Origin of the sequence: Guyparkeria sp. SB14A (assembly GCF_005096345.1) — a bacterium.
In the GTDB taxonomy this organism is placed as follows: domain Bacteria; phylum Pseudomonadota; class Gammaproteobacteria; order Halothiobacillales; family Halothiobacillaceae; genus Guyparkeria; species Guyparkeria hydrothermalis.
Genome location: NZ_SWAW01000019.1, coordinates 17,411 through 41,481, shown reverse-complemented (window position 1 = coordinate 41,481; position 24,071 = coordinate 17,411). Strand labels below are relative to the sequence as shown.

Annotated in this window: 20 protein-coding genes and 1 tRNA gene; 7 read left to right on the top strand and 14 right to left on the bottom strand. The window is 67.4% G+C overall.

Going from position 1 to position 24,071, the window contains the following annotated elements:
• A partial coding sequence (locus tag FAZ79_RS08390) for a (Fe-S)-binding protein (protein WP_136867526.1) occupies positions 1-758 on the top strand: 758 nt, incomplete at its 5' end.
• An 11-nt stretch (positions 759-769) separates the two neighbouring features.
• Here FAZ79_RS08390 and speD read toward each other — a convergent pair.
• The 5 genes from speD to FAZ79_RS08365 all read right to left on the bottom strand — a co-directional run bounded on the left by speD (position 770) and on the right by FAZ79_RS08365 (position 5,270).
• Positions 770-1,606: an adenosylmethionine decarboxylase gene (gene speD, locus FAZ79_RS08385; RefSeq protein WP_136867525.1), complete on the bottom strand. Its 837-nt coding sequence runs from the start codon at positions 1,604-1,606 to the stop codon at positions 770-772.
• A 231-nt stretch (positions 1,607-1,837) separates the two neighbouring features.
• Positions 1,838-2,260, bottom strand: a complete 423-nt coding sequence (locus FAZ79_RS08380; protein WP_136867524.1) for an OsmC family protein — start codon at positions 2,258-2,260, stop codon at positions 1,838-1,840.
• Between the two features lie 10 nt (positions 2,261-2,270).
• On the bottom strand, positions 2,271-3,080 hold the full coding sequence (gene trpC / locus FAZ79_RS08375; protein ID WP_136867523.1) for an indole-3-glycerol phosphate synthase TrpC: 810 nt from the start codon (positions 3,078-3,080) through the stop codon (positions 2,271-2,273).
• Positions 3,081-3,158: 78 nt separating this feature from the next.
• Positions 3,159-4,181 carry an anthranilate phosphoribosyltransferase gene (trpD, locus tag FAZ79_RS08370; RefSeq protein ID WP_136867522.1) on the bottom strand — a complete coding sequence of 341 codons (1,023 nt, stop codon included), beginning with the start codon at positions 4,179-4,181 and terminating at the stop codon, positions 3,159-3,161.
• Positions 4,182-4,409: 228 nt separating this feature from the next.
• Positions 4,410-5,270: a hypothetical protein gene (locus FAZ79_RS08365; RefSeq protein WP_136867521.1), complete on the bottom strand. Its 861-nt coding sequence runs from the start codon at positions 5,268-5,270 to the stop codon at positions 4,410-4,412.
• Between the two features lie 794 nt (positions 5,271-6,064).
• On the opposite strand from FAZ79_RS08365, the gene glyQ reads away from it, so the two are divergent.
• From glyQ to FAZ79_RS08335, 6 genes are all read left to right on the top strand, one after another.
• Positions 6,065-6,991 carry a glycine--tRNA ligase subunit alpha gene (glyQ, locus tag FAZ79_RS08360; RefSeq protein WP_136867520.1) on the top strand — a complete coding sequence of 309 codons (927 nt, stop codon included), beginning with the start codon at positions 6,065-6,067 and terminating at the stop codon, positions 6,989-6,991.
• Between the two features lie 73 nt (positions 6,992-7,064).
• A complete protein-coding gene (gene glyS, locus FAZ79_RS08355; RefSeq protein ID WP_136867519.1) occupies positions 7,065-9,143 on the top strand; it encodes a glycine--tRNA ligase subunit beta in 2,079 nt (692 codons plus the stop codon).
• Between the two features lie 7 nt (positions 9,144-9,150).
• A complete protein-coding gene (locus FAZ79_RS08350; RefSeq protein WP_136867518.1) occupies positions 9,151-9,900 on the top strand; it encodes a lysophospholipid acyltransferase family protein in 750 nt (249 codons plus the stop codon).
• A complete protein-coding gene (locus tag FAZ79_RS08345) occupies positions 9,866-10,792 on the top strand; it encodes a fructosamine kinase family protein (RefSeq protein ID WP_169303649.1) in 927 nt (308 codons plus the stop codon). Before FAZ79_RS08350 ends, FAZ79_RS08345 begins: the two co-directional genes overlap by 35 nt.
• A 69-nt stretch (positions 10,793-10,861) precedes the next feature.
• Positions 10,862-12,163, top strand: coding sequence for a diguanylate cyclase (locus FAZ79_RS08340; protein ID WP_136867516.1), 1,302 nt, complete (start codon positions 10,862-10,864; stop codon positions 12,161-12,163).
• A complete protein-coding gene (locus FAZ79_RS08335) occupies positions 12,160-12,924 on the top strand; it encodes an SDR family NAD(P)-dependent oxidoreductase (protein WP_136867515.1) in 765 nt (254 codons plus the stop codon). Before FAZ79_RS08340 ends, FAZ79_RS08335 begins: the two co-directional genes overlap by 4 nt.
• Positions 12,925-12,983: 59 nt before the next feature.
• Here the strand turns inward: FAZ79_RS08335 and FAZ79_RS08330 are convergent.
• The 9 genes from FAZ79_RS08330 to rnr form a co-directional block, all read right to left on the bottom strand.
• Positions 12,984-13,076: transfer RNA gene (locus tag FAZ79_RS08330), tRNA-Ser, on the bottom strand.
• 184 nt (positions 13,077-13,260) lie between these two features.
• Positions 13,261-13,458: a carbon storage regulator CsrA gene (csrA, locus tag FAZ79_RS08325; protein ID WP_136867514.1), complete on the bottom strand. Its 198-nt coding sequence runs from the start codon at positions 13,456-13,458 to the stop codon at positions 13,261-13,263.
• 80 nt (positions 13,459-13,538) lie between these two features.
• Positions 13,539-14,771, bottom strand: coding sequence for an aspartate kinase (locus FAZ79_RS08320; RefSeq protein ID WP_136867513.1), 1,233 nt, complete (start codon positions 14,769-14,771; stop codon positions 13,539-13,541).
• Positions 14,772-14,919: 148 nt separating this feature from the next.
• Positions 14,920-17,535, bottom strand: coding sequence for an alanine--tRNA ligase (gene alaS, locus FAZ79_RS08315; RefSeq protein ID WP_136867512.1), 2,616 nt, complete (start codon positions 17,533-17,535; stop codon positions 14,920-14,922).
• 80 nt (positions 17,536-17,615) lie between these two features.
• Positions 17,616-18,098, bottom strand: a complete 483-nt coding sequence (locus FAZ79_RS08310; protein ID WP_136867511.1) for a regulatory protein RecX — start codon at positions 18,096-18,098, stop codon at positions 17,616-17,618.
• 15 nt (positions 18,099-18,113) lie between these two features.
• Positions 18,114-19,160 carry a recombinase RecA gene (gene recA / locus FAZ79_RS08305; RefSeq protein WP_136867510.1) on the bottom strand — a complete coding sequence of 349 codons (1,047 nt, stop codon included), beginning with the start codon at positions 19,158-19,160 and terminating at the stop codon, positions 18,114-18,116.
• An 89-nt stretch (positions 19,161-19,249) separates the two neighbouring features.
• Positions 19,250-20,431 carry a pyridoxal phosphate-dependent aminotransferase gene (locus FAZ79_RS08300; RefSeq protein ID WP_136867509.1) on the bottom strand — a complete coding sequence of 394 codons (1,182 nt, stop codon included), beginning with the start codon at positions 20,429-20,431 and terminating at the stop codon, positions 19,250-19,252.
• 152 nt (positions 20,432-20,583) lie between these two features.
• The gene (rlmB, locus tag FAZ79_RS08295; protein WP_136867508.1) at positions 20,584-21,354 is read right to left on the bottom strand and encodes a 23S rRNA (guanosine(2251)-2'-O)-methyltransferase RlmB; all 771 of its coding nucleotides are present in this window, start codon (positions 21,352-21,354) and stop codon (positions 20,584-20,586) included.
• An 11-nt stretch (positions 21,355-21,365) separates the two neighbouring features.
• Positions 21,366-23,786 carry a ribonuclease R gene (rnr, locus tag FAZ79_RS08290; RefSeq protein WP_136867507.1) on the bottom strand — a complete coding sequence of 807 codons (2,421 nt, stop codon included), beginning with the start codon at positions 23,784-23,786 and terminating at the stop codon, positions 21,366-21,368.
• Positions 23,787-24,071 lie beyond the last annotated feature (285 nt).

Here is a 24,071-nt window from a genome sequence, read left to right as displayed (position 1 = left end):
CCCTGCCCCGGCGGGTTGCCGGCCCCCTATCGCCACAACCCCGGCCGTCCGATACCCAACCCGCGCGCGGTCGCGTCGGCCTGTTCGTCGGCTGCACGGGTGCGGCGATGAACGCGAACGCCGTCGCCGCCGCCCGCACCGCGATCGCTGCCTTCGGTTACGAGGTGGTCGAGCCGGCCGGCCAGGGCTGCTGCGGGGCGATGCATGCCCACGGCGGTGAGCCGGCGGAGGCGAGACGCCGCCGCGAGGGGAACGCCGCCGTCTTCCAGACCGCGGGCGTCGAGGCGATCGTTGTCGTGGGTACGGCCTGCGCCGCCGAGCTGGGTCCGCTGACGGATTCGCACGAGATCACGGTGCGCGAGATCACCGACTGGCTGCTCGCGCGCGATCGAACCGAATGGCCGGACGTCGCGCGTCTCGATTACCGCGTCGCCGTGCACACGCCCTGCAGCCAGCGCAATCACCTGCGGCAACCCGAGGCGACCCGCCAGCTGCTCGCCGCCATTCCGGGCCTGGAACTGCTGGAGATCGACGGCAACGCGCGTTGCTGCGGTGCCGCCGGCATGCAGGTACTGCTCTACCCGGATCAGGCCGAACAGCTGCGCGAACCGAAGCTCGACTCGATCGAGCGCCTGGCGCCCGACGTGGTGGTCAGCGCCAACGTCGGCTGCGCCAGCCACCTGGCGGCGGGCGCGAAGCTCACGGTCAGGCAACCCGTGGAACTGCTGGCCGAGTCGATCGCCGCCGCCAGCCGCTGATTAATACCTAATCAACCGGAAGGCACGTCCGCGTCGGCCAGGTTCCGGCCGTAGAAGATCTCGAACATCTCCTTCTTCAGCGCCTTCTCGATGCGGTTGCAGACCTGCGGGCTGTAGTCGTCGGTGCCGTGACCGAACAGGTAGTTGTCCAGATCGAAGTCCTTCAGGAGCATCTTGGTGTGGAAGATGTTCTCCTGGTAGACGTTGACGTCGATCAGCTGGTAGCGCTCGCGGGTGTCCTCGGCGAGGTAGTTCTGGATCGAGTTGATCTCGTGATCGATGAAGTGCTTCTTGCCGTGCACGTCGCGGGTAAAGCCGCGCACGCGGTAGTCGAGCGTGACGATGTCCGAGTCGAAACTGTGGATCAGGTAATTCAGCGCGCGTAGCGGCGAGATCCGCCCACAGGTGGACACGTCGATATCGACCCGGAAGGTGGAGATGCCGTTTTCCGGGTGACTCTCCGGGTAGGTGTGGACCGTGATGTGGCTCTTGTCCAGATGCGCGACCACCGAGTCGCGCTCGAGCTCGCCGTCGCCCGGCAGCGGACCCGGCTCCTCGTGGTAGTCGATGCCCTCGGCGATCACCGGCTCCTCGGAAATGAGGATGGTGACCGAGGCGCCCTGCGGCTCGTAGTCCTGGCGGGCGACATTGAGGATGTTCGCCCCGATCATCTCGGTGACATCGGTGAGGATCTGGGTCAGCCGGTCGGCGTCGTAGACCTCGTCGATGTAGGCGATGTACTCGTTGACCTGTGCCCGGGTCTTGGCATAACAGATGTCGAAGATCGACATGCTCAGCGTCTTGCTGAGGTTGTTGAACCCGTGCAAGGTGACCGACGGCTCACCCATGACTACCCCCTGAAACAAAGCGCCCGACCTGCCGGCCGGGCGTATCGATGCGTCGAACGAAAACGACGCGCTGTAATTGCCGCAAAGTGTAAACCGGCGCCGGGAATCGTGTCACCAACCGCGCACGCCATCGGCCGTTGGCCGAGGCACTGCTGTCGCACCATTGCCACGACCGGGCCCACCACCGCGACACATTGATGGGGCGGGTGCCCCGGAGATCCGCTGTGCCCGCTACTCGGGCTCGCGAACCTCGAAATCGTGCGTCAGCTCGACCGAGTCGCGCAGCATCGCCGACACCGAGCAATACTTCTCCGCCGACAGGTCCACCGCGCGCTCGACCTTCTTCGGGTCCAGCCCGCGGCCGACCACCACGTAATGGGTGTGGATGGTGGTGAACACCTTGGGCGCCTTCACGTCCGCCCGCTCGGCGGACAGTTCGATCCAGCAGTCCTCGACCGGCTGGCGCTGCTTGCCCAGGATCATCATCACGTCGATGGCGGTGCAGCCACCCAGGCCCATCAGCACCATCTCCATCGGACGCGGCCCGGCATTGCGACCGCCGATTTCCGGCGCGCCGTCCATGACGATGGCGTGCCCGCTGTCGGCCTCGGCCATGAACGCCATGCCGTCGACCCATTTCACTCGTGCCTTCATCACGACTACCTTACGACTGGTTGAGTTCGAACAGTTCCGCCAGCGCCTCGCCCGGGTCCTCGGCGCGCATGAACGCCTCGCCCACCAGGAAGGCATGCACGTCGTGTTCGCGCATGCGGCGCACGTCCTCGACGCCGAGGATGCCGCTCTCGGTGACCACGATCCGGTCGTCCGGAATGTCGTGCAGCAATTCCAGCGTGACGTCGAGACTGACATCGAAGCTGCGGAGATCACGGTTGTTGATGCCGATCAGGCGGGTATCCAGTTGGAGCGCCCGCAGCAGCTCGTCGTGGTCGTGGACCTCGACCAGCACGTCCATGCCCCAGTGGCGGGCGCGGTCGTGCAAGGTGCGCATCGTCTCGTCGTCGAGCGCGGCGGCAATCAGCAGCACGCAGTCGGCGCCCATCGCGCGCGCCTCGTCGACCTGGTAGGGGTCGATCAGGAAGTCCTTGCGCAGCACCGGCAAGCGGCAAGCGGCGCGGGCGGCCTTGAGGTACTCGGCATCGCCCTGGAAGAAGTCGCGGTCGGTCAGCACCGACAGGCAGGCCGCCCCGCCCTTCTGGTAGCTCTTGGCGATGGCGACCGGGTCGAACGGCTCGCGCAGCACGCCGCGGCTGGGCGAGGCCTTCTTGATCTCGGCGATCACCGCCGGGCGCTTGTCGGCCACGCGCGTCTCGATGGCGCGCTCGAAGCCGCGCGGACGATCGGCGGCCAGCGCCTGGTCCTCCATCACGGACGGCGGGGTCACCTGCCGGGCGGCGGCGACCTCGAGGCGCTTGCGCGCGATGATCTTCTTCAGGATATCGGGGGTATCAGTCACGGCAGTCACGACCGGGAAGTGTAATGGGTGGGTGGACCGGGGACGCATCCATCCCCGGCCGGACAATTCGGGCCGGTATCAGGCCTGGCAGGCGCGGGTCATGGCGACCAGCTGCTCGAGCTTGTCCAGCGCGCGCCCTTCGGCCAGCAGGCGCTGGGCGGTGGCCACGCCGGCGACCAGGTCCTCGGCCAGGTCCGCGGCATAGATGGCCGCCCCGGCATTCAGCGCGATCATGTCGGCGACCGGGCCGGGCTCGCCGCCCAGGGCGGCGCGCACGCAGGCCACGCTCTGCTCGGGGCCATCGACGATCAGCCGATCAAGCGGCTGGCGCGTGATGCCGAAGTCCTCGGGCTCGACGCGGAAGCGGCGCACCGTATTGTCTTTCAGCTCGGCCACCTCGGTCGCCTCGGCCAGCGAGATCTCGTCGAGACCGTCGTGGCTGTGCACCACCAGCACGTGACGCGCGCCCAGGCGCTGCATCACCTCGGCCAGCGGCTCGAGCCAGTCGCTACTGTAGACGCCCAGCAGCATCGCCGGCGCACCGGCCGGGTTGGTAAGCGGCCCGAGGACATTGAACAAAGTGCGCACCCCCAGCTCCTTGCGCGGCACGGCGGCGTGGCGCATCGAGCCGTGGTGACGAGGGGCGAACATGAAGCCGATTCCCAGCTCGCGCACGCAGCGGGCGACGCAATCGCTGTCGACCTCCAGGTTCACGCCCGCCGTCTCGAGCATGTCGGCACTGCCCGAACGGCTCGTGACCGAGCGGTTGCCGTGCTTGGCCACGTGCCCGCCGGCCGCGGCGACCACGAAGCTCGAGGCGGTCGAGACATTGAACAGCGCGGAGCCGTCGCCACCGGTACCGACGATGTCGACCAGGTGCGGCACGTCCACCTGCACGCCCACCGCCAGCTCGCGCATTACCTCGGCGGCAGCCGTGATCTCGTCGATGGTCTCGCCCTTCATGCGCAGCGCGACCATCAGGCCGGCGACCTGCACCGGCGTGGCCTCGCCGGCCATGATCTGGTGCATGACCGCGTACATCTGTTCGCGGCTCAGGTCATGACGGTCGACGGTGCGGGCAATGGCTTCGCGAATGTCCATGGGGTGTTCGGGGTTCCGGCGTGGGTCAGGCGGGGAACGGTAGCACGGGTGGGGGATGGTGCGCAGCACAAGGCGGCGGGTTCGACGGATGCCGCCATGTCATGCTGCTGGGGGCCGAACCACGAAAAGCATGCAATTACACCCTAGACCAATGCTTCGCATCACCGGCAAAAGAAAACAGTAGCGAGGAACGAGCGCCGCTTTTTGTTGTTCGATTGCATGCGATTGTTAGGCATTTTTTGGTGAAACACCTTCAACCACTTCGACACCTAGCATGTTCCGCAGGGGAATAAGTGACTGAGGCAGTTTTGATTCCAAGACGAGTAATGCTAGTGCGTTTTGTGGGCGCGACTCCGTAAGCAATACAGCCTCCATGACCGCCCGGTATTTAACGCATTGGAAAAGACCTCGGACAATATCATCCTCGGCCGACACAGAGGATTTGACCTCTGCTGCCACCCAGATTTTGTTCCCGCTGAACGAGACGTCCAGACTGTCCCCGGACGGCAATAGATATTCGGTGGCGCCTCTCGGTGTATTCGCGCCAAGACCGACAACTCTTGGGTTTTGAGCGACATACTCTTTGAGAGCCTTGTGTTCTTGGCTCTCGCCGCCACCGAAACCGCCTCTGGCTTTGTTCACGAACGCCGTGAAATCGAACGTTGTTGGTTCAAGACCAAGAGCTTCAAGCACTTCATGCCATCGGGGGTACGAAAACACGTGCTGAAGCTCTGCTTCAACAATTGCTCTCTTCTGCCGAAGCGGAAGCGTTGCAAAATCCGCTTTCTTCACGAGAAACCAACCGATGCCTTCACCAGGCAACCCCGTGCTCTTGTTAACAACGAGACATTGAATTGGTGGGACCTTAGATTTCCATGCCTTTGAAAGGCGTTCCAGAGACTGCCCAATACTCCCAAGGACGTAGTTCAGGTTGCGCGGGTTGGACATACCCAACTCTTCGGCCAGATCGGAGTAGAAAAGCGGGGCGCTCGCTTCCGCTTGGCGCACAAGCAACGGGAGCGCAGCGCGAGCTCTCACCTGATATGCCTTGTCGCCCGAAATTGGTTCTGAAACTGTGGCAGTACTCATGATGGCCCCTGTTGGCTAACGCCCAAATATAAAGGTCAGCACCGTTTTCAAGACATCGGAAAAAATAGAAGAGGGTCAGAACCCTTTCCTCGTCTTTCAACCGGCGCGCTTTAGATCCTGCATGCCGCGGCTGTCCGTTTCGCCCGCCAATAAAAGTTAGCCAACCTTAGCGGACTCCACGCCCGGCGGGCGAGCCCCTTTTCTTGCTTGTCCAAGAAAAGGGGCGAAAAGAAGGACACCCTGCGCCCTGGTCCTGTGGACCCGGGAGCCTCGGGCCGAGGCTCCCGGCCTCACGAACGAAGGCCGGCTGATCGGGGCCGGTTCGACGCGACCTCCTGTCGCGGCGAACCTCGAAGCGACGTCCGTGTCGCTTCGCCCCGGCCGTCCTTCCCTCGTGAGGCAGGACGCCAAGGGGGCGCCCCTTCGATCTGTCTTGGCAAGAAGCAGCGAACTGGCCTCATTCCTTGCTACTGGCTGCCAGTTATCGACGAAGCCACCTGATCGTCAGCGGGCATCCTCTCTGGCAACCGCCTTGCCCGTGCAGAGCCACCGCCCATCGGTATACTATGGCCGCTTTGCGTTCGGCCCGTTTAGCCCGGATAGTTCATGAATCCGCGTGATGATCGCGCAGAATGTTGATCGCACACGGGTTTTTCTGACGGAGCGCCGTATCAGGGAATACGGTCGACGGAAGAAAAATCCGTGTGCGGTCAACAGGCTAGCGAGGGCGCGTGGACTTCATGAACTATCCGGGCGCGTGACCGCGTCCAGACACGATCTACACAAGAATTCTCATGAGTCAGCCTTCCATCGAAACGCGCTTCGACCTGTCGACCTTCCAGGGCCTGATCCTGGCCTTGCAGAGCTTCTGGGCCGAGCAGGGTTGCGCGGTCCTCCAGCCGTTGGATATCGAGGTGGGCGCCGGCACGTTCCACCCGGCCACCTTCCTGCACTCGATCGGCCCGGAGCCGTGGCGCGCGGCCTACGTGCAGCCGTCGCGCCGGCCGACCGACGGCCGCTACGGCGACAACCCCAACCGCCTGCAGCACTACTACCAGTTCCAGGTGCTGTTGAAGCCCTCGCCGGACAATATCCAGGACCTGTACCTGGAGTCGCTGACCCGGCTGGGCTTCGATCCGCTGACCCACGACATCCGCTTTGTCGAGGACAACTGGGAGTCGCCGACGCTGGGCGCCTGGGGCCTGGGCTGGGAGGTCTGGCTCAACGGCATGGAGGTGACCCAGTTCACCTACTTCCAGCAGGTCGGCGGGCTCAACTGCGATCCGGTCTCGGGCGAGATCACCTACGGTCTCGAGCGCCTGGCGATGTACCTGCAAGGGGTCGAGAACGTCTACGACCTGGTCTGGTCGCGCTCGGATGCCGGGGTGATTACCTACGGCGACGTCTACCACCAGAACGAGGTGGAGCAGTCGACCTACAACTTCGAGCAGGCCGACACCGCGTTCCTGTTCCAGCACTTCGACCACGCGGAAGGCGAGTGCCTGCGCCTGGTGAAGGCCGACCTGCCGTTGCCGGCCTACGAGCAGGTGCTCAAGGCCTCGCACGCCTTCAACCTGCTCGACGCGCGCCGCGCCATCTCTGTGACCGAGCGCCAGCGTTACATCCTGCGCGTGCGCACCATGGCCCGCGCCGTGGCCGAACGCTACTTTGCCGCCCGCGAGGCGCTGGGCTTCCCCATGGCGAACCCGACACAGGGCTGATCACGCACCGGGCGCACCCGGCCCATCGGGCCATGCCACGACGACCAAGCATTGCCAACAGGTACGGACTTTCATGACTGACACGGCGGACTTTCTTTTCGAACTGGGCACCGAGGAACTCCCGCCCAAGGCCCTGACCACCCTGCGCGACGCGCTCGAAGACGAGATCCGCGCCGGGCTGGACGAGGCGGGGCTGGCCCACGGCAAGCTCACGGCCTACGCCGCGCCGCGTCGACTGGCCCTGTTGGTCGACGACCTGGCCCGCGCCACCGAGCCCAAGCCGGTCGAGCGCCGCGGCCCGGCGGTCAAGGCCGCCTACGATGCCGACGGCAACCCGACCAAGGCCCTGACCGGCTTCGCCACCGGCTGCGGCGTGTCGCCCGACCAGCTCGAGACCATGACGACCGACAAGGGCGAGTGGCTGGTCCACCGCTACACCGAGCCGGGCCAGAGCGCCGCCGACCTGCTGCCCGCCATCGTCGAGCGCGCACTGGACAAGCTGCCCACCCCGAAGCGCATGCGCTGGGGCAGCTCGCGCGCCGAGTTCATCCGCCCGGTCCACTGGGTGCTCGCCCTGCACGGCGACCAGGTGGTCGACATGACCCTGTTCGGTCACGCCGCCGGCAACCAGACCTTTGGCCACCGCTTCCACCACCCGGAGGCGCTGACCGTTAGTGCCCCGGCCGACTACGCCGCCACCCTGCAGAAGCAGGGTTTCGTGCTGGCCGACTTCGCCGAGCGCCGGGCGCACATCGAGTCGCAAGTGAAGGCCAAGGCCGACGAGATCGGCGGGCGCGCCCATATCGATACCGACCTGCTCGACGAGGTGACCGCCCTGGTCGAGTGGCCGGTGGCCGTCGCCGGCGAGTTCGAGGCGCGTTTCCTCGACGTGCCGCACGAGGCACTGATGTACACCATGCAGGACGACCAGAAGTACTTCCCCGTCCTGGATGCGCACGGCGCGCTGATGCCGTGGTTCATCACCGTGGTGAACATCGAGAGCCGCGACATCGAGGCGGTGCGCCACGGCAACGAGCGTGTCATCCGCCCGCGCTTTTCCGATGCGATGTTCTTCTGGGAAGGCGATCTCAAGACCCCGCTGGAATCACACCTCGAGTCGCTCAAGCACCTGGTGTTCCAGAAGCGCCTGGGCAGCGTGTTCGACAAGGTGCTTCGCATCGAGCAACTGGCCGAGGCCATCGCCCGGCAGATCGAGGCCGACCCGCAGGCCGCCCGCCGGGCGGCGCGATTGAGCAAGTGCGACCTGCAGACCCAGATGGTAGGCGAGTTTGCCGGCCTGCAGGGCACCATCGGCCGCTACCTGGCGACGCACGAGGGCATGGACGAAGATGTCGCCATCGCCCTGGACGATCACTATCGCCCGCGCCGCGCCGGCGACGACCTGCCGCGTGGCGGGGTGGCCCAGGCCGTGGCCCTGGCCGATCGGCTCGACACGCTGATGGGCATCTTCGCCATCGGCCAGGCGCCCACCGGCGCCAAGGACCCGTTCGCCCTGCGTCGCGCGGCGCTGGGCGTGCTGCGCATCCTGGTCGAGCAGGAACTGGACCTCGACCTGGTCGAGCTGCTCGAGATGGCGGCCGCCGGTATCGCCGACAAGGTGCCGGAGGCCAATGATCACGTCATGGGCGTGTTCGAGTTCATCACCGAGCGCCAGCATCGTTACAGCCTCGATCGCGGCATCCGCAGCGACGTTTTCCAGGCCGTCTCGATGACCGGCACCCGCCGGCCGCTGGACTTCGAGCAGCGCATGCGGGCGGTCAACGCCTTTATCGAGCTGCCGGAGGCCGAGGCACTGGCCGCGGCCAACAAGCGCATCGGCAACATCCTCAAGAAGCATGACGGCCCGGTCCCGGAGTCGGTCATTGATGCCCGACTGGTCGAACCGGCCGAGCAGCGCCTGTGGGAGGCGGTCGACGCGATCGGCCCGCGCCTGGAGGGCCTGCTGGCCGAGGGCGACTACACCGAGGCCCTGACCGCGCTGGCCGCCCTGCGCGAGCCGGTGGACGCGTTCTTCGACTCGGTGATGGTGATGGCCGACGACACGGCCCTGCGCGACAACCGCTTGGCACTGCTGGCGCGGATCAACGCGCTATTCCTCGCCATTGCCGACGTCTCCCAGTTGCAGGCGTAAGGCGGCAATGCTCACCTGGCTACGGACGGCCCTGTTTGCCCTGGCAGCGACCCTCTCGCTGCTCGCGCATACGCCGATCCTGCTCGCCGGGCGCTTTCTGCCGTTCGAGCGACGCTATCGCCTGCTGTTCTCCTTCGGCCGCTCGATCCTGTGGCTGGCGCGCGTGATCACCGGCATTCGCCACGAAGTCGAGGGGCTCGAGCACCTCGATCCGACGGGGGGCAACCTGGTGCTGGCCAAGCACCAATCCACCTGGGAGACGATGTTCCTGCCCAGCACGCTGCGCTTTCCCGCCTTCGTGCTCAAGCGGGAACTGCTGCGCATCCCGGTGTTCGGCCAGGGGCTCAAGGCGATCGAGCCGATCGCGATCGACCGGGCGGCCGGGCGCAAGGCGCTGGCCGAGATCCTGCGTCAGGGGTCGGCGGCCCTTGCCGACGGCCGCGACGTGGTGATCTTTCCCGAGGGCACCCGCCGGCTCCCCGGCACGCCACCCAACTACCGCATCGGCGGGGCCATGCTCGCCGAGCGCAGCGGCGCCCGGGTAATCCCCATGGCCGTCGATTCCGGCTGCCTGTGGCCCAAGAAGGGCTTTCGCATGCGCCCGGGCACCATCCATGTCGTGTTCGGCCCGCCGATCGAGACCGAGGGCCGGACGGCCAACGAGATCAACGACGCCACCCAGGAGTGGATCGAGGCAACACAGGAGGCTCTCTACAACCGCCATGGCTGCCCCAACCACGTATCAGGCACTTCTTGACGACGCCCTCGCCCGCATCCAGCAAGGCGAGACCCCCGAAAACGCGCTGACCGCGCGGCTGGCCGAGGCCGGCTCGCTCGAGGTTGCCGATCAGCGCGGCATCGGTGGCGGCTGCATCGCCGATGCCACCCAGCTCGAGACCGATAGCGGCCCGCTGTTCCTCAAGACCCACCCGGACCGCAACGACGGCATGTTTCCCGCCGAAGGGCGCGGGCTCGAGGCACTGGGCACGCGCATCCGCACCCCGCAGGTGGCCGCCGCGGGCAGCGTCGACGGCACGGCCTACCTGCTGCTCGAATGGCTCGACCTGGCCCCGGTGAACGACGCCGCCCTGGGCGAGGCGATGGCCGAGCTGCACGCCGAGCCGCAATCGGGCTTCGGCTGGCCGGAGGACAACTTCATCGGCGCAATGCCCCAGCTGGGTGGCGAGGACGACGACTGGGCGCGCTTCTACGGGCAACGCCGCCTCGCCCCGCAGCTCGACTGGGCCGCCGAACGCGGCCTGTCGGGGCGCAGCATCGACGCGGGCCGCGAACTGATCGACGCCCTGCCCGCCTTCTTCAGCGACTACCGGCCCTACCCCGCGCTGATCCACGGCGACATGTGGGGCGCGAACCACGGCGCGCTCACCGACGGCACCCCGGTGCTGTTCGACCCGGCCACCTACCGCGCCGACCGCGAGGCCGAAATCGCCATGACCGAGCTGTTCGGCGGGTTCGCCCCCGGCTTCTACCAGGCCTACCAGGCCCACTTGCCGCTGGATGCCGGCTACCGCACGCGCAAGACGCTCTACAACCTCTACCACGTCCTCAACCACTTCAACCTGTTCGGTGGTGGCTATGGCAGTCGCGCCGACGGCATGATCCGGCAACTCCTGGCGGAATTGCGCTGAAGGGCATTGGGGTTCGGCGCCAGACCTGCAAGAATACCCCCACCATCACCACCGGCATTCCGACCCGTCATGGACGACCTGCATCCGTCGCTGTTCCAGGCCCTGCCCGATGCCGTCTACGTGATCGACCCGGCCACCTCCCGGATCGTCGACTGCAATCGCGCCGCCCACGAGGACCTGTTGCTCGCGCGCGATGACGTGCTCGAGCACTCGGTGCTCTCCCTGCAGACGCGCGTGCATGGCATGCCGGCCTGGTCGGCGATCGCCGAGGTGATCCGTCGGAACTCGCCCTACCGATTCATCGGCGGGCACCGGCGCGCGGACGGCAGCGAACTGCCGGTCGAGGTGGTCACGTCGGTGGCCACCCTCAACGGCGAGGAACGCTTCATCTCCGTCGCCCGGGACATCAGCCGCCGCCCCGGTGTCGCGGCACCGCCGGACGAGCGCGCGACCGGCTGGCAGATCCTGCACGACCTCGCCGACGGCGTCTGGGACTGGTACCCGGCACAGGAGCGACTGGTCTTCAGTCCCCGATTGCATAGCCTGCTGGGCTACGGGCCGGAGGAGATGCCCGAGGTGATCGAGACCTGGAAGGACAACGTCCACCCCGACGACCTGCCCGTGGTGATCACCACGTTGCAGGATCATCTGGCCGGCGAGCGCCACCAGTTCGAGGCGGTCTACCGGCTGCGCAACCGCAACGGCCACTACCTCTGGGTGCACGACCGGGGCTCGGTGGTCGACTGGGACGACGAGGGCCGGCCGCTGCGGGTCACTGGGCTGGTCCACGACGTCACGGATGCCAAGGCGGTCGAGGCCCGGCTGCAACGGGAAGCCGACCGCGACATGCTCACGGGGCTGCTCAACCGACGCAAGGGCATGGGCCGGCTGGAGGAACTGCTCGCCCGGGCGCAACGCTCGGGTCGCCGGCTCGCGCTGATCGCCCTGGACGTGGACCACTTCAAGCCGGTCAACGATCGCTACGGCCACCTGGTGGGCGACTCCGTGCTCGAAGCGCTGGGAAGGCTCATCGCCCAGCACGCCCCGCCGGATGCGGTCGCCATGCGTTGGGGTGGCGAGGAGTTCCTGATCGGCCTGCCGCTCGACGACGGCGCCTCGGGTTGCCGCCTCGCCACCACGCTGCTCACGGCGATCGAGGCGCGTGACTGGCCGGAACCGCTGCAGGACGAGACCATCACCGCCAGCGCTGGCGTGACCCGCAGCGACCCGAGAATCGAGTCGATCAACGACCTGATCGCGGCGGCCGACCGGGCGCTGTACCTGGCCAAGCGGGAGGGCCGCAATCGCGTCGCCCAGAGCGAATATCACCCACCCTGCCACGCCGAACGGCAGCCGGAGGCAACGCCATGACACAACCGAACGCCCTGGTCACCGGCAACAGCAGCGGACTCGGCCTCGGGCTGAGCCACGCCCTGCTCGAGCGCGACTACCGCGTCCACGGCTGCAGTCGCCGCGGCTGCGCCGCACTGGCCGACCGGGTGGTCGACGTGCCCTGCGATCTGTCCGATCTCGACGCGATCGGACCGGCGCTCGACCAGCTGCTCGCCGGGGTCGACCGGCTCGACCTGGTGGTGCTCAACGCGGGCATCCTGGGCGAGATCGAGGACATGAGCCGGGTGTCGGTCGAGCGGCTGCGCGAGCTCATGGACATCAACGTATGGGCCAACAAGGTGATCCTCGACTGGCTGCTGGCATCAAACATCGCCATCGACCAGATCGTGGCGATTTCCTCGGGCGCGGCGGTACTCGGCAACCGCGGCTGGGGCGGCTACGCGCTGTCCAAGGCGACACTCAACATGCTCTGCCGACTGTATGCGCACGAGTTCCCGGACACGCATGTCGCCGCGATCGCACCGGGCCTGATCGACACGCGCATCATCGACACGCTCTGCGAGATCGACGACACCTCGCGCTTCCCGGCGCTCGAACGCATCCACGCCGCGCGTGGCACCGAGACGCTGCTGTCACCGGGGGCGGCGGCCGAACGGATACTCCATGCCCTGCCGGGGCTCAGGGAATTCGAGAGCGGCAGTTTCGTCGACCTGCGCCAGATCCTCGCGCCGGAGGAATACGAAGCACTGATGGCGGTGCGAAATCGCCCAGGGAGATAAGGAAGGCCCACACGGCAAAAAGCCCCGCCAGGCACGCCCGGCGGGGCTTTTTCTTCGTATGGCGGAGAGAGAGGGATTCGAACCCTCGAAGGGGCTATAAACCCCTTACTCCCTTAGCAGGGGAGCGCCTTCAGCCACTCGGCCACCTCTCCAACAAGCGCCGCATGGTAGCGGCTTTGGCGGCAGGAATCAATGCCACCGGGAGGCCGTCGACCGCCCCGTCACACCCGCACGACCGCTCTGCCCGGACGCGTCCCGAGGGGCGCGGGCAGGAACGGACAACTCGGATGGACCGTGGGCGACCACGGCGAGGCGAACGATCGCGAGGGGGAGGCCTCAGGTCGAGGCGTCGCCCTCACCGTCCTGTTCCGTCTCGCTCTTGATGCGCTGATAGATTTCCTCGCGATGCACGGCGACATCCTTGGGCGCATCAATACCGATTCGGACCTGGTTTCCCTTGATGCCGAGCACCGTGATGGCGACGTCGTCGCCGATGCGCAGCACCTCACCAATGCGGCGAGTCAAAATCAACATATCGGGTCACTCTCTGTGTTTAGCGGCCCCGCCTGTCTTCCGTCGGGGGCCATGCCGGATATTAGTCGGTCAGCCGCGGATCAGCTCAGCGACACTTCCGGGGTATCGAGCTCGAAGGCATCGTGCAGGGCACGCACCGCCAGCTCAAGGTACTTGTCGTCGATCACGACCGAGATCTTGATCTCGGAGGTGGCGATCATGCGGATGTTGATCTTCTCTTCGGCCAGCACCCGGAACATCTTCGAGGCGATGCCGGCGTGCGAGCGCATGCCCACGCCCACCAGCGAGATCTTGACGATGTTGTGGTTGCCGGAGACCTCGCGCGCGCCGAGCTCGTCGGCGGTCTTGCGCATCAGGTCCAGCGCCTTGTCGAAGTCGTTACGATGAACCGTGAAGGTGAAATCGGTGGTGTCGTCCGCACCGATGTTCTGCAGGATCATGTCGACTTCGATGTTGGCCTCGCCGATCGGGCCGAGGATCTTATAGGCAATCCCGGGGCTGTCCGGCACGCCCTTGATGGTCAGCTGGGCCTCGTCCTTGTGGAACGCGATCCCGGAAATTACTGGTTCTTCCACGCCGTCTTCCTCCAGGGTAATCAGGGTGCCGGGGCCGTCCTGGAACGAGGACAGCACCCGCAGGGGGACGTTGTACTTGCCGGCGAACTCCACCGAGCGAATCTGCAGGACCTTCGAGCCCAGGCTGGCCATCTCCAGCATTTCCTCGAAGGTGATCCGGTCGAGGCGACGGGCCTTGGGCACGACGCGCGGATCGGTCGTGTAGACGCCGTCGACGTCGGTGTAGATCTGGCACTCGTCGGCCTTGAGCGCCGCGGCCAGGGCCACGGCCGAGGTGTCCGAGCCGCCACGGCCCAGCGTGGTGATCTGGCCGTGCTCGTCCACGCCCTGGAAGCCGGCGACCACGACCACGCGACCGGCATCGAGATCGCCGCGAATGGTGTCGGTATCGATCGACTGGATACGCGCCTTGGTATGGGTGCTGTCGGTGAGGATGCGCACCTGCGCGCCGGTATAGGAACGCGCGTCCTGACCGCGCGCTTGCAGGGCCATCGACAGCAGCGCGATGGTGACCTGCTCGCCGGTGGCGACCAGGGTGTCGAGTTCACGCGGGGTCGGCTCGGCCTGGATCTCTTTGGCCATCCCGATCAGGCGGTTGGTCTCGCCGCTCATGGCCGAGACCACGACGACCACCGAGTCGCCGTTGTTCACGGCACGCTGGACGCGCTCGGCCACCGCCTGGATGCGCTCGACGCTGCCGACCGAGGTACCGCCGTATTTCTGTACGATTAACGCCATGTTGTCGTTTCCTTGGCACCCTCCGCGGGGTGCCAGCTCCTTGTCGCTGACGTGAGAAAGTCAAAGCAGCCGGGCAGTATAAACCGCCGGCCGGACTTTTTCACCCGCCGGGCCCATGGCCCCGTGTCAGGCGGGGGCGCCGCCGGGTTCAGCCAAGCTGCTCGGCCACCCAGGCACGCGCCGCGCTCAGTGCCTCGGCCAGGCGCTCCGGCTGGCTGCCGCCGGCCTGGGCCATGTCGGGACGACCGCCGCCCTTGCCGCCCACCTCGGCGGCAGCAACGTTGACCCAGTCGCCTGCCTTGAAGGTCTTGGTCAGGTCCTTGGACAATCCCGCCACCAGGCGCACCTTGCCGTCGTCGACGGTCCCCAGCAGGATCGCGGCGGTGCCGAGCTTGTCGCGCAGCTTGTCCATGCTCTCGCGCAGCGCGCCGGCATCCGCCCCGGGGAGTTCGGCGACCAGCACCTTGGCCGGACCGATGGTCTCGGCGCTGTCGGCCAGCTCGTCGCCACTGGCGGAGGCGAGCTCGGCCTTGAGCTTGGCCAGTTCGCGCTCGAGCTGGCGCGAGCGCTCCAGCATCTGCGCGACCCGCTCGGCCGCTTCGGTCTTCGGTCCGCGCAGCAGCTCGGCGATCTCGCCCACCGTCTGGTCGGCGCGCTCGGCCTCGGCCAACGCGGCCGCGCCGGTCACCGCCTCGATGCGGCGCACGCCCGAGGCGACGCCCGACTCGGCCACGATCTTGAACAGCCCGATGTCGCCACCGCGGCGGGCGTGCGTGCCGCCGCAGAGTTCCATGGAGAAGGGCCCCATGGTCACCACCCGCACGACGTCGCCGTACTTCTCGCCGAACAGCGCCATCGCGCCGGCCGCGCGTGCCTCGTCGATCGCCATCTCGCGGGTCTCGACCGCGTGGTTCTCGCGCACCTGGGCGTTGACCAGCCGCTCGATCTCGCGCAACTCCTCGCGGGTGACCGGCTTGTCGTGGGAAAAGTCGAAGCGCAGCGACTCGGGACCGACGCGCGAGCCCTTTTGGTGGACGTGGTCGCCCAGCACCTCGCGCAACGCGGCGTGCAACAGGTGGGTGGCCGAATGGTTCAGGCGGATCTCGGCGCGGCGCTCGCCGTCGATGCGCGCCGTCACGGTATCGCCTTGGGCGAGGTGCCCGTCGGTCAGCGTGCCGTGGTGGAGGAAGACCCCGCCCTGCTTCTGGGTGTCGTGCACGACGAAGCGACCGTTGGCCGACTCGATCACGCCGGTGTCGCCCACCTGGCCGCCCGACTCGGCGTAGAAGGGCGTGCGATCGAGGGCGATCACGCCGTCCTGGCCGCGCTCGAGCGACTCGGCCTGGCTGCCCTCGCGGGCGACCGCGACCACGGTCGCCGCGAGCGAATCCTGCTGGTAACCCTCGAACACCGTGGGCTCGTCCGTGCCGATCTTGATGGTCTCGGCGGTGAAGTGGCTGGCCGCGCGCGACTGGGCACGCCGCTCGGCCATCTCGCGCTCGAAGCCTTCCTCGTCGACGACAAGGCCACGCTCGCGGGCGATATCGGCGGTCAGGTCCAGCGGGAAGCCGTGGGTGTCGTAGAGCTTGAAGGCGGTCTCGCCGTCGATGGTGCCACCCGCGGGGAGATTGGCCACCGCCTGCTCGAGCACCTGCATGCCCGAGGCGAGCGTCTGCAAGAAACGCTCCTCCTCGGCGAGCAGCACGCGCTCGACCTCGTCGACCGCCTTGGCCAGCTCCGGGTAGGCATCGCCCATTTCCTTGACCAGCGGGCCGACCAGCTTGTGGAAGAACGGCGCGTCCTGACCGAGCTTGTGGCCGTGACGGGCGGCGCGGCGGATGATGCGGCGCAGGACGTAGTCGCGACCCTCGTTGCCGGGGCGCACGCCATCGACGACCAGGAACGCGCAGGAGCGGATGTGGTCGGCGATGACCTTGAGCGAGGCCGACTCGCGGTCGGTCGCCCCCGTGGCCTCGACGGCCGCGTCGATCAGGTGCCGGAACAGGTCGATCTGGTAGTTCGAATGCACGCCCTGCATCACCGCGGCCAGGCGCTCGAGGCCCATGCCGGTGTCGACCGAGGGCTTGGGCAGGTTGCTGAGCGTGCCGTCGGCCGCCCGGTCGTACTGCATGAAGACGATGTTCCAGATCTCGATGAAGCGATCGCCGTCCTCGTCGGGCGAACCCGGCGGGCCGCCCGGGATCTCGGGGCCGTGGTCGTAGAAGATCTCGGAGCAGGGACCGCAGGGGCCGGTGTCGCCCATCTGCCAGAAGTTGTCCGAGCCGCCGCCCGGCTTGTCGCCGATGCGCAGGATGCGGTCCTCGGGCAGGCCGATGTCGTCGCGCCAGTGGGCGTAGGCCTCGTCGTCGCTCTCGTAGACGGTGACCAGCAGGCGCTCGGCCGGCAGACCGAGGGTCTCGGTCAGGAAGTCCCAGCCGTAGCGGATCGCGTCGCGCTTGAAGTAGTCGCCGAAGCTGAAGTTGCCCAGCATCTCGAAGAAGGTGTGGTGCCGGGCGGTGTAGCCAACGTTCTCGAGATCGTTGTGCTTGCCGCCGGCGCGCACGCAGCGCTGCACCGAGACCGCGCGCGGATTGGCGCGCTTCTCCTGACCGAGAAAGGCCTCCTTGAAGGGCACCATCCCGGCATTGGTGAACAGAAGCGTCGGGTCATTGGCCGGAATCAGCGACGAGGAGGGCACGACCTCGTGCCCCCGCTCGGCAAAGAAATCCAGGAAGGCTTGACGAATTTCGGCGCTGGTCTTCATGCACGAACCATCTCGGAAAACGGGGAGGACAAAGCGCGGATTGTAGCGCAGTCTGCCGCCTTTTCCGATGGATGGGCGGGCTACGGGAAATCGGGGCCGACGTCCTCGTCGGGCCACCAGCCGGCCAGCTCGTGGGAGAGGTCGGGGGGAAAGCCGCGGCGCACCAGGTGACGGTGGCGCCGCGCGCGGTCGGGGAAGTCGGCGGGGGGCTCGCGAAACCGCGCGAGCAACTGCTCCCGGGCCAGCTCGGCCCAGTCCTGCGGCTCGGCGGCGAATGCCTCGCTGGCCACCCCCTCGTCGACGCCCTGCTGGGCCAGTTCGTTCGCGATCCGGTCGGGCCCGTAGCGCCGCGCGGCACGGGCACGGATCAGGCTCTCGGCGTAGCGACGATCCGACTGCCAGCCCTCCTCGACCAGGCGGTCGAGCACCGGGTCGACCTCGTCGGCCGCAAAGCCCCGATCCGCGAGCTTGCGGGCCAGTTCCAGCCGACTGTGCTCGCGCCGGGCCAACAGCCCCACCGCACGCTTCTCACAGTCGAGCCGGCGCCGCTTCTCGTCGTCCACGGGACGTGGATGGCCTTAGGAGGTCTCGTCGACCGGCGTCTCGTCGACTTCGCTCTTCTCGGGGATCGGGGCCGGCTTGGGCATCATGATCTCGCGCACCTGCGCCTCGATCTCCTCGGCAATCTCCGGGTTCTCCGCCAGGAACTGGCGCGCGTTGTCCTTGCCCTGGCCGATGCGAGTGTCGCCGTAGGAGTACCACGCACCGGCCTTCTGGATGATGCCGTGCTTGGCGCCCAGGTCCACCAGCTCGAGCAGGTGCGAGATGCCCTCGCCGTAGAGGATGTCGCAGTCGACCACCTTGAACGGCGGCGCCATCTTGTTCTTGACCACCTTGATGCGGGTCTGGTTGCCGATGACCTCTTCGCCCTTCTTCACCGCGCCGACGCGACGGATGTCGAGTCGCACGGAGGAGTAGAACTTGAGCGCGTTGCCGCCGGTGGTGGTCTCCGGGCTGCCGTAGGTGACGCCGATCTTCATCCGGATCTGGTTGATGAACATCACCATGCAGTTGGTGCGCTTGATGTTGCCGGTCAGCTTGCGCAGCGCCTGGCTCATCAGGCGGGCCTGCAGGCCGACGTGGCTGTCACCCATCTCGCCCTCGATCTCGGCCTTGGGCACCAGGGCGGCGACCGAGTCGACCACCACGGCGTCCACCGCACCGGAGCGCACCAGCATGTCGGCGATCTCGAGTGCCTGCTCGCCGGTGTCCGGCTGGGAGACCAGCAGGTCGTCGACGTTCACGCCCAGCTTCTCGGCGTAGGTCGGGTCGAGCGCGTGCTCGGCATCGATGAACGCGCAGGTGCCGCCGGCCTTCTGCGCCTGGGCCAGCACCTGCAGGGTGAGCGTGGTCTTGCCCGAGGACTCCGGGCCGTAGATCTCGACCACGCGGCCGCGCGGCAGGCCGCCGATGCCGAGTGCGGCATCCAACGAGATCGAGCCGGTGCTGATGGCCGGGACATTCCGTCGTCCCTCGTCGTTCATGCGCATCACCGCCCCCTTGCCGAACTGGCGTTCGATCTGCGACAGGGCGGCGCTCAGGGCCTTCTTGCGGTTCTCATCCATCAATCAACTCCCAACCCTTCGGGCTTGAAATGCAGGCAGTGAAATACGACCAGCCTCCCTGCCGGCCGCCATAGAAAAAACGGTGTCGGTCAGGCCGCCGACAGGACCGCGCGGATCCGGTCGATGGCCTCGCGCAGCGCATCCAGGCTGGTCGCGTAACTCAGGCGGACGTGACCCGGGGCGCCGAAGGCCGACCCCGGCACCACGGCGACGCCGGCTTGTTCGAGCAGGTGCTCGGAGAAGGCGACGTCGTCCTCGACGCCCAGGGCCTTCATGGCCGCGGAGACGTCCGGGAAACTGTAGAAGGCGCCCTGCCCGGGCAGGCAGGACACGCCCGGCAACTCGTTGAGCGCATCGACGATGAAGTCGTGGCGCTCGCGGAAGGCGCTCACCATCGCGTCGATCTCCGACTGGTCGCCGGCGATCGCCTCGCAGGCCGCCTTCTGGGCAATCGAGCAGGCACCCGAGGTGCTCTGCGACTGGATCACCTTCATCGCCTTGATCAGGTCGGCCGGGCCCGCCGCGTAGCCGATCCGCCAGCCGGTCATGGCGTAGGCCTTGCTCACGCCGTTCAGGACCACGGTGCGCGGCAGGAGATCCGGCGCCACCATCGCGATGTTCGAGAACGGCTCGTCGGCCCAGAGGATCTTCTCGTACATGTCGTCGGTGGCGATCACGATCTCGGGGTGATCGCGCAGGACGTCCGCCAGCTGGGCCCAGTCCTCGCGGGTGTAAGCCACGCCGGTGGGGTTGGAGGGGCTGTTGAGCATCACCAGCCGGGTCTTGTCGGTGATCGAGGCGGCCAGCTGGCGCGGGCTCATCTTGAAGCCCTGGTCCTGGCCGGCGGAGACGATCACCGGCTCGCCACCCGCCAGGCGCACCATGTCGGGGTAGGAGACCCAGTAGGGGGCCGTGATGATCGCCTCGTCGCCCGGATTGAGCAGCGCCTGGCAGAGGTTGAAGATGCTCTGCTTGCCGCCGGTGGAGACGATGACCTGGTCGAGGCCGTATTCGAGCCCCTGGTCGTTCTTGAGCTTGTCGACGATGGCCTGACGCAGCTCGACGATGCCCTCGACCGCGGTGTAGCGCGTGAAGCCGTCGCGGATCGCCTGGATACCCGCCTCACCGATGTGCTTCGGGGTGTCGAAGTCCGGCTCGCCGGCACCGAGGCTGATGATGTCGCGGCCGGCGGCACGCAGCTCGGCGGCCTTGGCGGTGACGGCAAGTGTCGGTGAGGGACGGACCCGGCGGACCCGGTCGGAAAGGTTCATGGCGGCTGCTGACTCCCTGGTGGGCGTTCGTCGGCGTGGACGAGAACACCGGACCACATTGAAATGATTCGGCCGGCATTTTACCGGAAACGCGGGGCGGTTTCGAAGGCAGCGGCGAGCCGCCCGTCGCGACACGAATCCCGGCGGTCGTGTCAGCCGGCCGCCGCCAGTCGCTGGCGACGGAACTCGAACAGGCAGACGGCCGACGCCACCGAGACATTGAGGCTCTCGACACTCGGCGCCATCGGGATATGGATCAGCTGGTCGCAGCGCTCGCGGGTCAGGCGGCGCAGGCCACCGCCCTCGGCCCCCATCACCAGGGCGACCGGCTCGCAGGCGAAGTCGCTCTCGTAGAGGGAGACCGGCCCCTCGCCGGCGGCCCCGACGATCCAGACATCGCGCGCCTTTAGGTCGGCGAGCGTGCGGGCGAGGTTGGTCACCTGGATGAACGGCAGTCGCTCGGCGGAACCGGCCGAAGTCTTGCGGGCGGCGGGGGTCAGTCCGCAGGCCCGATCCTTGGGCGCGACCACCGCGAGCACCCCGGCGGCCTCGGCGGCCCGCAGGCAGGCGCCGAGGTTGTGCGGGTCGGTCACGCCATCGAGGACCAGCAGCAGCGGCGGCTCGTCGGCCGCATCGAGCAAGGCCGACAGGTCGTGCTCGTCGCCGGCCTGGCCCAGCGCGACCCGGGCGACCACGCCCTGGTGACGCAATGGCTTGCCGTCGCTGCGCAGCGTGTCGAACCAGGCCTCGTCGCGCGACTCCACGGGGACCCCGGCCCGCTCGGCCAGCGCCTGCAGACGACGGGCGCGGCGGTCGTCCCGCCCGGACAGGGCCACCCGCTCGACCCGCTCGGGTCGCTCACGCAGCGCGGCCTCGACGGCGTGAAAGCCGCCGATCCAGTCGATTGCATCCGGGCGAGCCATCGGACAGCGGCTCAGTCGGTCGGGGTAGCGGCGGAGTCGTCACCCTTGCCCGGACGCTTGTCACCGGACTCGCCGCCCGATTGACCCTCGCCCTGCTCGGCGTTGCCATCGCCCTTGGGCTTGCGACGACGCCGACGCGGGCGGCGCTTCTTGCCGCCACCGTTGCCCTCGTCGGTCGAGGCGCCATCATCCGACTCACCGGCGCCCTTCGGGGACTTGCCCTCGTCGCGACCCGATTCGTCGTCGCCCGTGCCTTCCTCGTCCTCGGGCAGCATGAAGTCGATCTTGCGCTCGTCGAGGTCGACCCGCGCGACGCGCACGCGGATGGTGTCGTTGAGCGAGTAGGTCTTGCCACTGCGCTCGCCCTTGAGCGAGACGCTGACCGGATCGAAGTGGTAGAAGTCCCGCTTGAGGGCGGTGATGTGCAACAGGCCCTCGACGAAGAAGTCCTTGAGCTCGACGAACAGACCGAAGCCCAGCACGGAGGCCACGCGGCCCTCGTAGACGTTGCCGACCTTGTCGAGCATGAACTCGCACTTGAGCCAGTCGGTGGCATCGCGCGTGGCCTCGTCGGCGCGGCGCTCGTTGTTCGAGCAGTGCTCGCCGATCAGGACCATCTCTTCCTGGCTGTACGGGAAGTTCTCCGCGGCCCCGGTGCGCAGCACGTGCCGGATGGCGCGGTGCACCATCAGGTCCGGGTAGCGACGGATCGGCGAGGTGAAGTGGGCGTAGTGCTCGTGGGCCAGGCCGAAGTGACCGAGGTTGTCCGGCGCGTAGACCGCCTGCTGCAGCGAGCGCAGCAGCAGGGTCTGGACGGTGGCGAAGTCCGGGCGACCCTTGGCCTCCTCGATCAGGGCGTTGAAGTCCGCCGGGGTCGGCTTCTCGCCGCCACCGAGGGTCAGGCCCTTTTCCTTGAGCGCGGCGCGCAGGTCGTCGATCTTCTCGGCGCCTGGGCGGTCGTGGACGCGGTAGAGCGACGGGATCTTGCGCCGGGCGAGGAAGCGACCGGCGGCCACGTTCGCCGCGATCATGCATTCCTCGATGATCTTGTGCGCGTCGTTGCGCTCGTAGGGCACGATCGCCTCGATCTTGCGGTTATCGCCGAAGACGATCTTGGTCTCGATGGTGTCGAAGTCGATCGCCCCGCGCGATTCGCGCTCGGCGCGCAGCACCTTGTAGAGGTCGTGCAGCGCCTCGACCGGCTTGATGACGTGGTTGTACTTCTCGCGCTCGGCCTGGTCGTTGTCGAGCAGCATGGCCGCGACGCTGTCGTAGGTCAGGCGCGCGTGGCTCCGCATGACGCCCTCGAAGAAGCGCGAGCGGATGATCTGGCCCTGGCCGTTGATCAGCATCTCGGCGCAGAGGCAGAGGCGATCGACGTCCGGGTTCACCGAGCACAGGCCGTTGGAGAGGATCTCCGGGAGCATCGGCACCACGCGTCCCGGGAAGTACACGGAGGTCGCGCGGCGGAAGCCTTCCTCGTCGAGCGCCGAGCCGATGCGCACGTAATGCGAGACGTCGGCGATCGCCACCAACAGGCGGAAGCCCTTCGGGGTCGGCTCGCAGAAGACCGCGTCGTCGAGATCCTTGGAATCCGAGCCGTCGATGGTGACCAGCGGCACGTCACGCAGGTCGACGCGGCCGATCTTGTCTGCCTCGGCGACCTGGTCGCTCATGCCCTCGACGTGGCGCTGAACCGGCTCGGGCCACTCGTGGGGGATGCCGTGGGCGCGGATGGCGACGTCGATCTCCATGCCCGGCGACATGTGGGCGCCCAGCACCTCGACGACCTTGCCGACCGGCTTGTGCCGCTGGGTGGGCTGCTCGACCAGCGCGACGCGGACGATCTGGCCGTCGGTCGCCCCACCCAGTGCCTCCATCGGGATCAGCACGTCCTGGGTCATGCGCTTGTTGTCGGGGATGACGAAGGCCACGCCGGCCTCGATCACCAGCCGACCGACGACCTCGGCGTTGGCCCGCTCGATCACCTCGACCAGCGCGCCCTCGGGGCGACCGCGACGGTCCTCGCCGACCACCTGCACCACGGCACGGTCGCCGTGCAGCAGGGCACGCATGACGCGCGGCGAGAGGAACACGTCGTTGCCGCCCTCGTCCGGCACCAGGAAGCCGAAGCCGTCGCGATGGCCGATCACCCGGCCGCGCACCAGCTCGGCCTTGGTCACCGGCACGTAGCCGCCGCGGCGGTTGCGGATGGCCTGGCCGTCGCGCTCCATGGCCCGCAGGCGACGGCGCAGGCCTTCGATGCGCTCCTCGTCACCGTCGTAGCCGAGCTCGCTGATCAGCTTGTTGAGCGTGATCGGCCCGTCCTGCTTGCCCAAGAGCTCGAGCAGGAACTCGCGGCTGGCGACGGGGTTGTCGTATTTCTCGGCCTCGCGCGGGGCGTTCGGGTCTTCGAGGTTTGAATCGGTCATGGATACCTGAAAAGTGCGTCTGGAAAGTCGCTCGCGAAACACGGACTTAATCTGACGTGTCGGCGAGTGATATAGCCGGCCATCATAAAGGAAACCCGGCACGAATAGCCAATGACTCTGGCTTCCCGACCGAAGCGCCACACGCCCCCCGATTCGAAGGCGGGGTGATTGCCCGGCGAGAATCGGCAACCCCGCGGGCGGACACGCCGGCAAGCCCGGCAGCGCCGGCCGCCCGGCGACAATCCGCCGCATCGCCGCAATCGCCCCTGACCCGCGCCGTCCGGG

Excerpts from the sequence above, each read along its gene's own strand:
- speD (WP_136867525.1), bottom strand. The coding sequence starts at position 1,606 with ATGGGTGAGCCGTCGGTCACCTTGCACGGGTTCAACAACCTCAGCAAG.
- FAZ79_RS08380 (WP_136867524.1), bottom strand. The coding sequence starts at position 2,260 with ATGAAGGCACGAGTGAAATGGGTCGACGGCATGGCGTTCATGGCCGAG.
- trpD (WP_136867522.1), bottom strand. The coding sequence starts at position 4,181 with ATGGACATTCGCGAAGCCATTGCCCGCACCGTCGACCGTCATGACCTG.
- FAZ79_RS08365 (WP_136867521.1), bottom strand. The coding sequence starts at position 5,270 with ATGAGTACTGCCACAGTTTCAGAACCAATTTCGGGCGACAAGGCATAT.
- glyQ (WP_136867520.1), top strand. The coding sequence starts at position 6,065 with ATGAGTCAGCCTTCCATCGAAACGCGCTTCGACCTGTCGACCTTCCAG.
- glyS (WP_136867519.1), top strand. The coding sequence starts at position 7,065 with ATGACTGACACGGCGGACTTTCTTTTCGAACTGGGCACCGAGGAACTC.
- FAZ79_RS08350 (WP_136867518.1), top strand. The coding sequence starts at position 9,151 with ATGCTCACCTGGCTACGGACGGCCCTGTTTGCCCTGGCAGCGACCCTC.
- FAZ79_RS08345 (WP_169303649.1), top strand. The coding sequence starts at position 9,866 with ATGGCTGCCCCAACCACGTATCAGGCACTTCTTGACGACGCCCTCGCC.
- FAZ79_RS08340 (WP_136867516.1), top strand. The coding sequence starts at position 10,862 with ATGGACGACCTGCATCCGTCGCTGTTCCAGGCCCTGCCCGATGCCGTC.
- FAZ79_RS08335 (WP_136867515.1), top strand. The coding sequence starts at position 12,160 with ATGACACAACCGAACGCCCTGGTCACCGGCAACAGCAGCGGACTCGGC.
- csrA (WP_136867514.1), bottom strand. The coding sequence starts at position 13,458 with ATGTTGATTTTGACTCGCCGCATTGGTGAGGTGCTGCGCATCGGCGAC.
- FAZ79_RS08320 (WP_136867513.1), bottom strand. The coding sequence starts at position 14,771 with ATGGCGTTAATCGTACAGAAATACGGCGGTACCTCGGTCGGCAGCGTC.
- alaS (WP_136867512.1), bottom strand. The coding sequence starts at position 17,535 with ATGAAGACCAGCGCCGAAATTCGTCAAGCCTTCCTGGATTTCTTTGCC.
- recA (WP_136867510.1), bottom strand. The coding sequence starts at position 19,160 with ATGGATGAGAACCGCAAGAAGGCCCTGAGCGCCGCCCTGTCGCAGATC.
- FAZ79_RS08300 (WP_136867509.1), bottom strand. The coding sequence starts at position 20,431 with ATGAACCTTTCCGACCGGGTCCGCCGGGTCCGTCCCTCACCGACACTT.
- rlmB (WP_136867508.1), bottom strand. The coding sequence starts at position 21,354 with ATGGCTCGCCCGGATGCAATCGACTGGATCGGCGGCTTTCACGCCGTC.
- rnr (WP_136867507.1), bottom strand. The coding sequence starts at position 23,786 with ATGACCGATTCAAACCTCGAAGACCCGAACGCCCCGCGCGAGGCCGAG.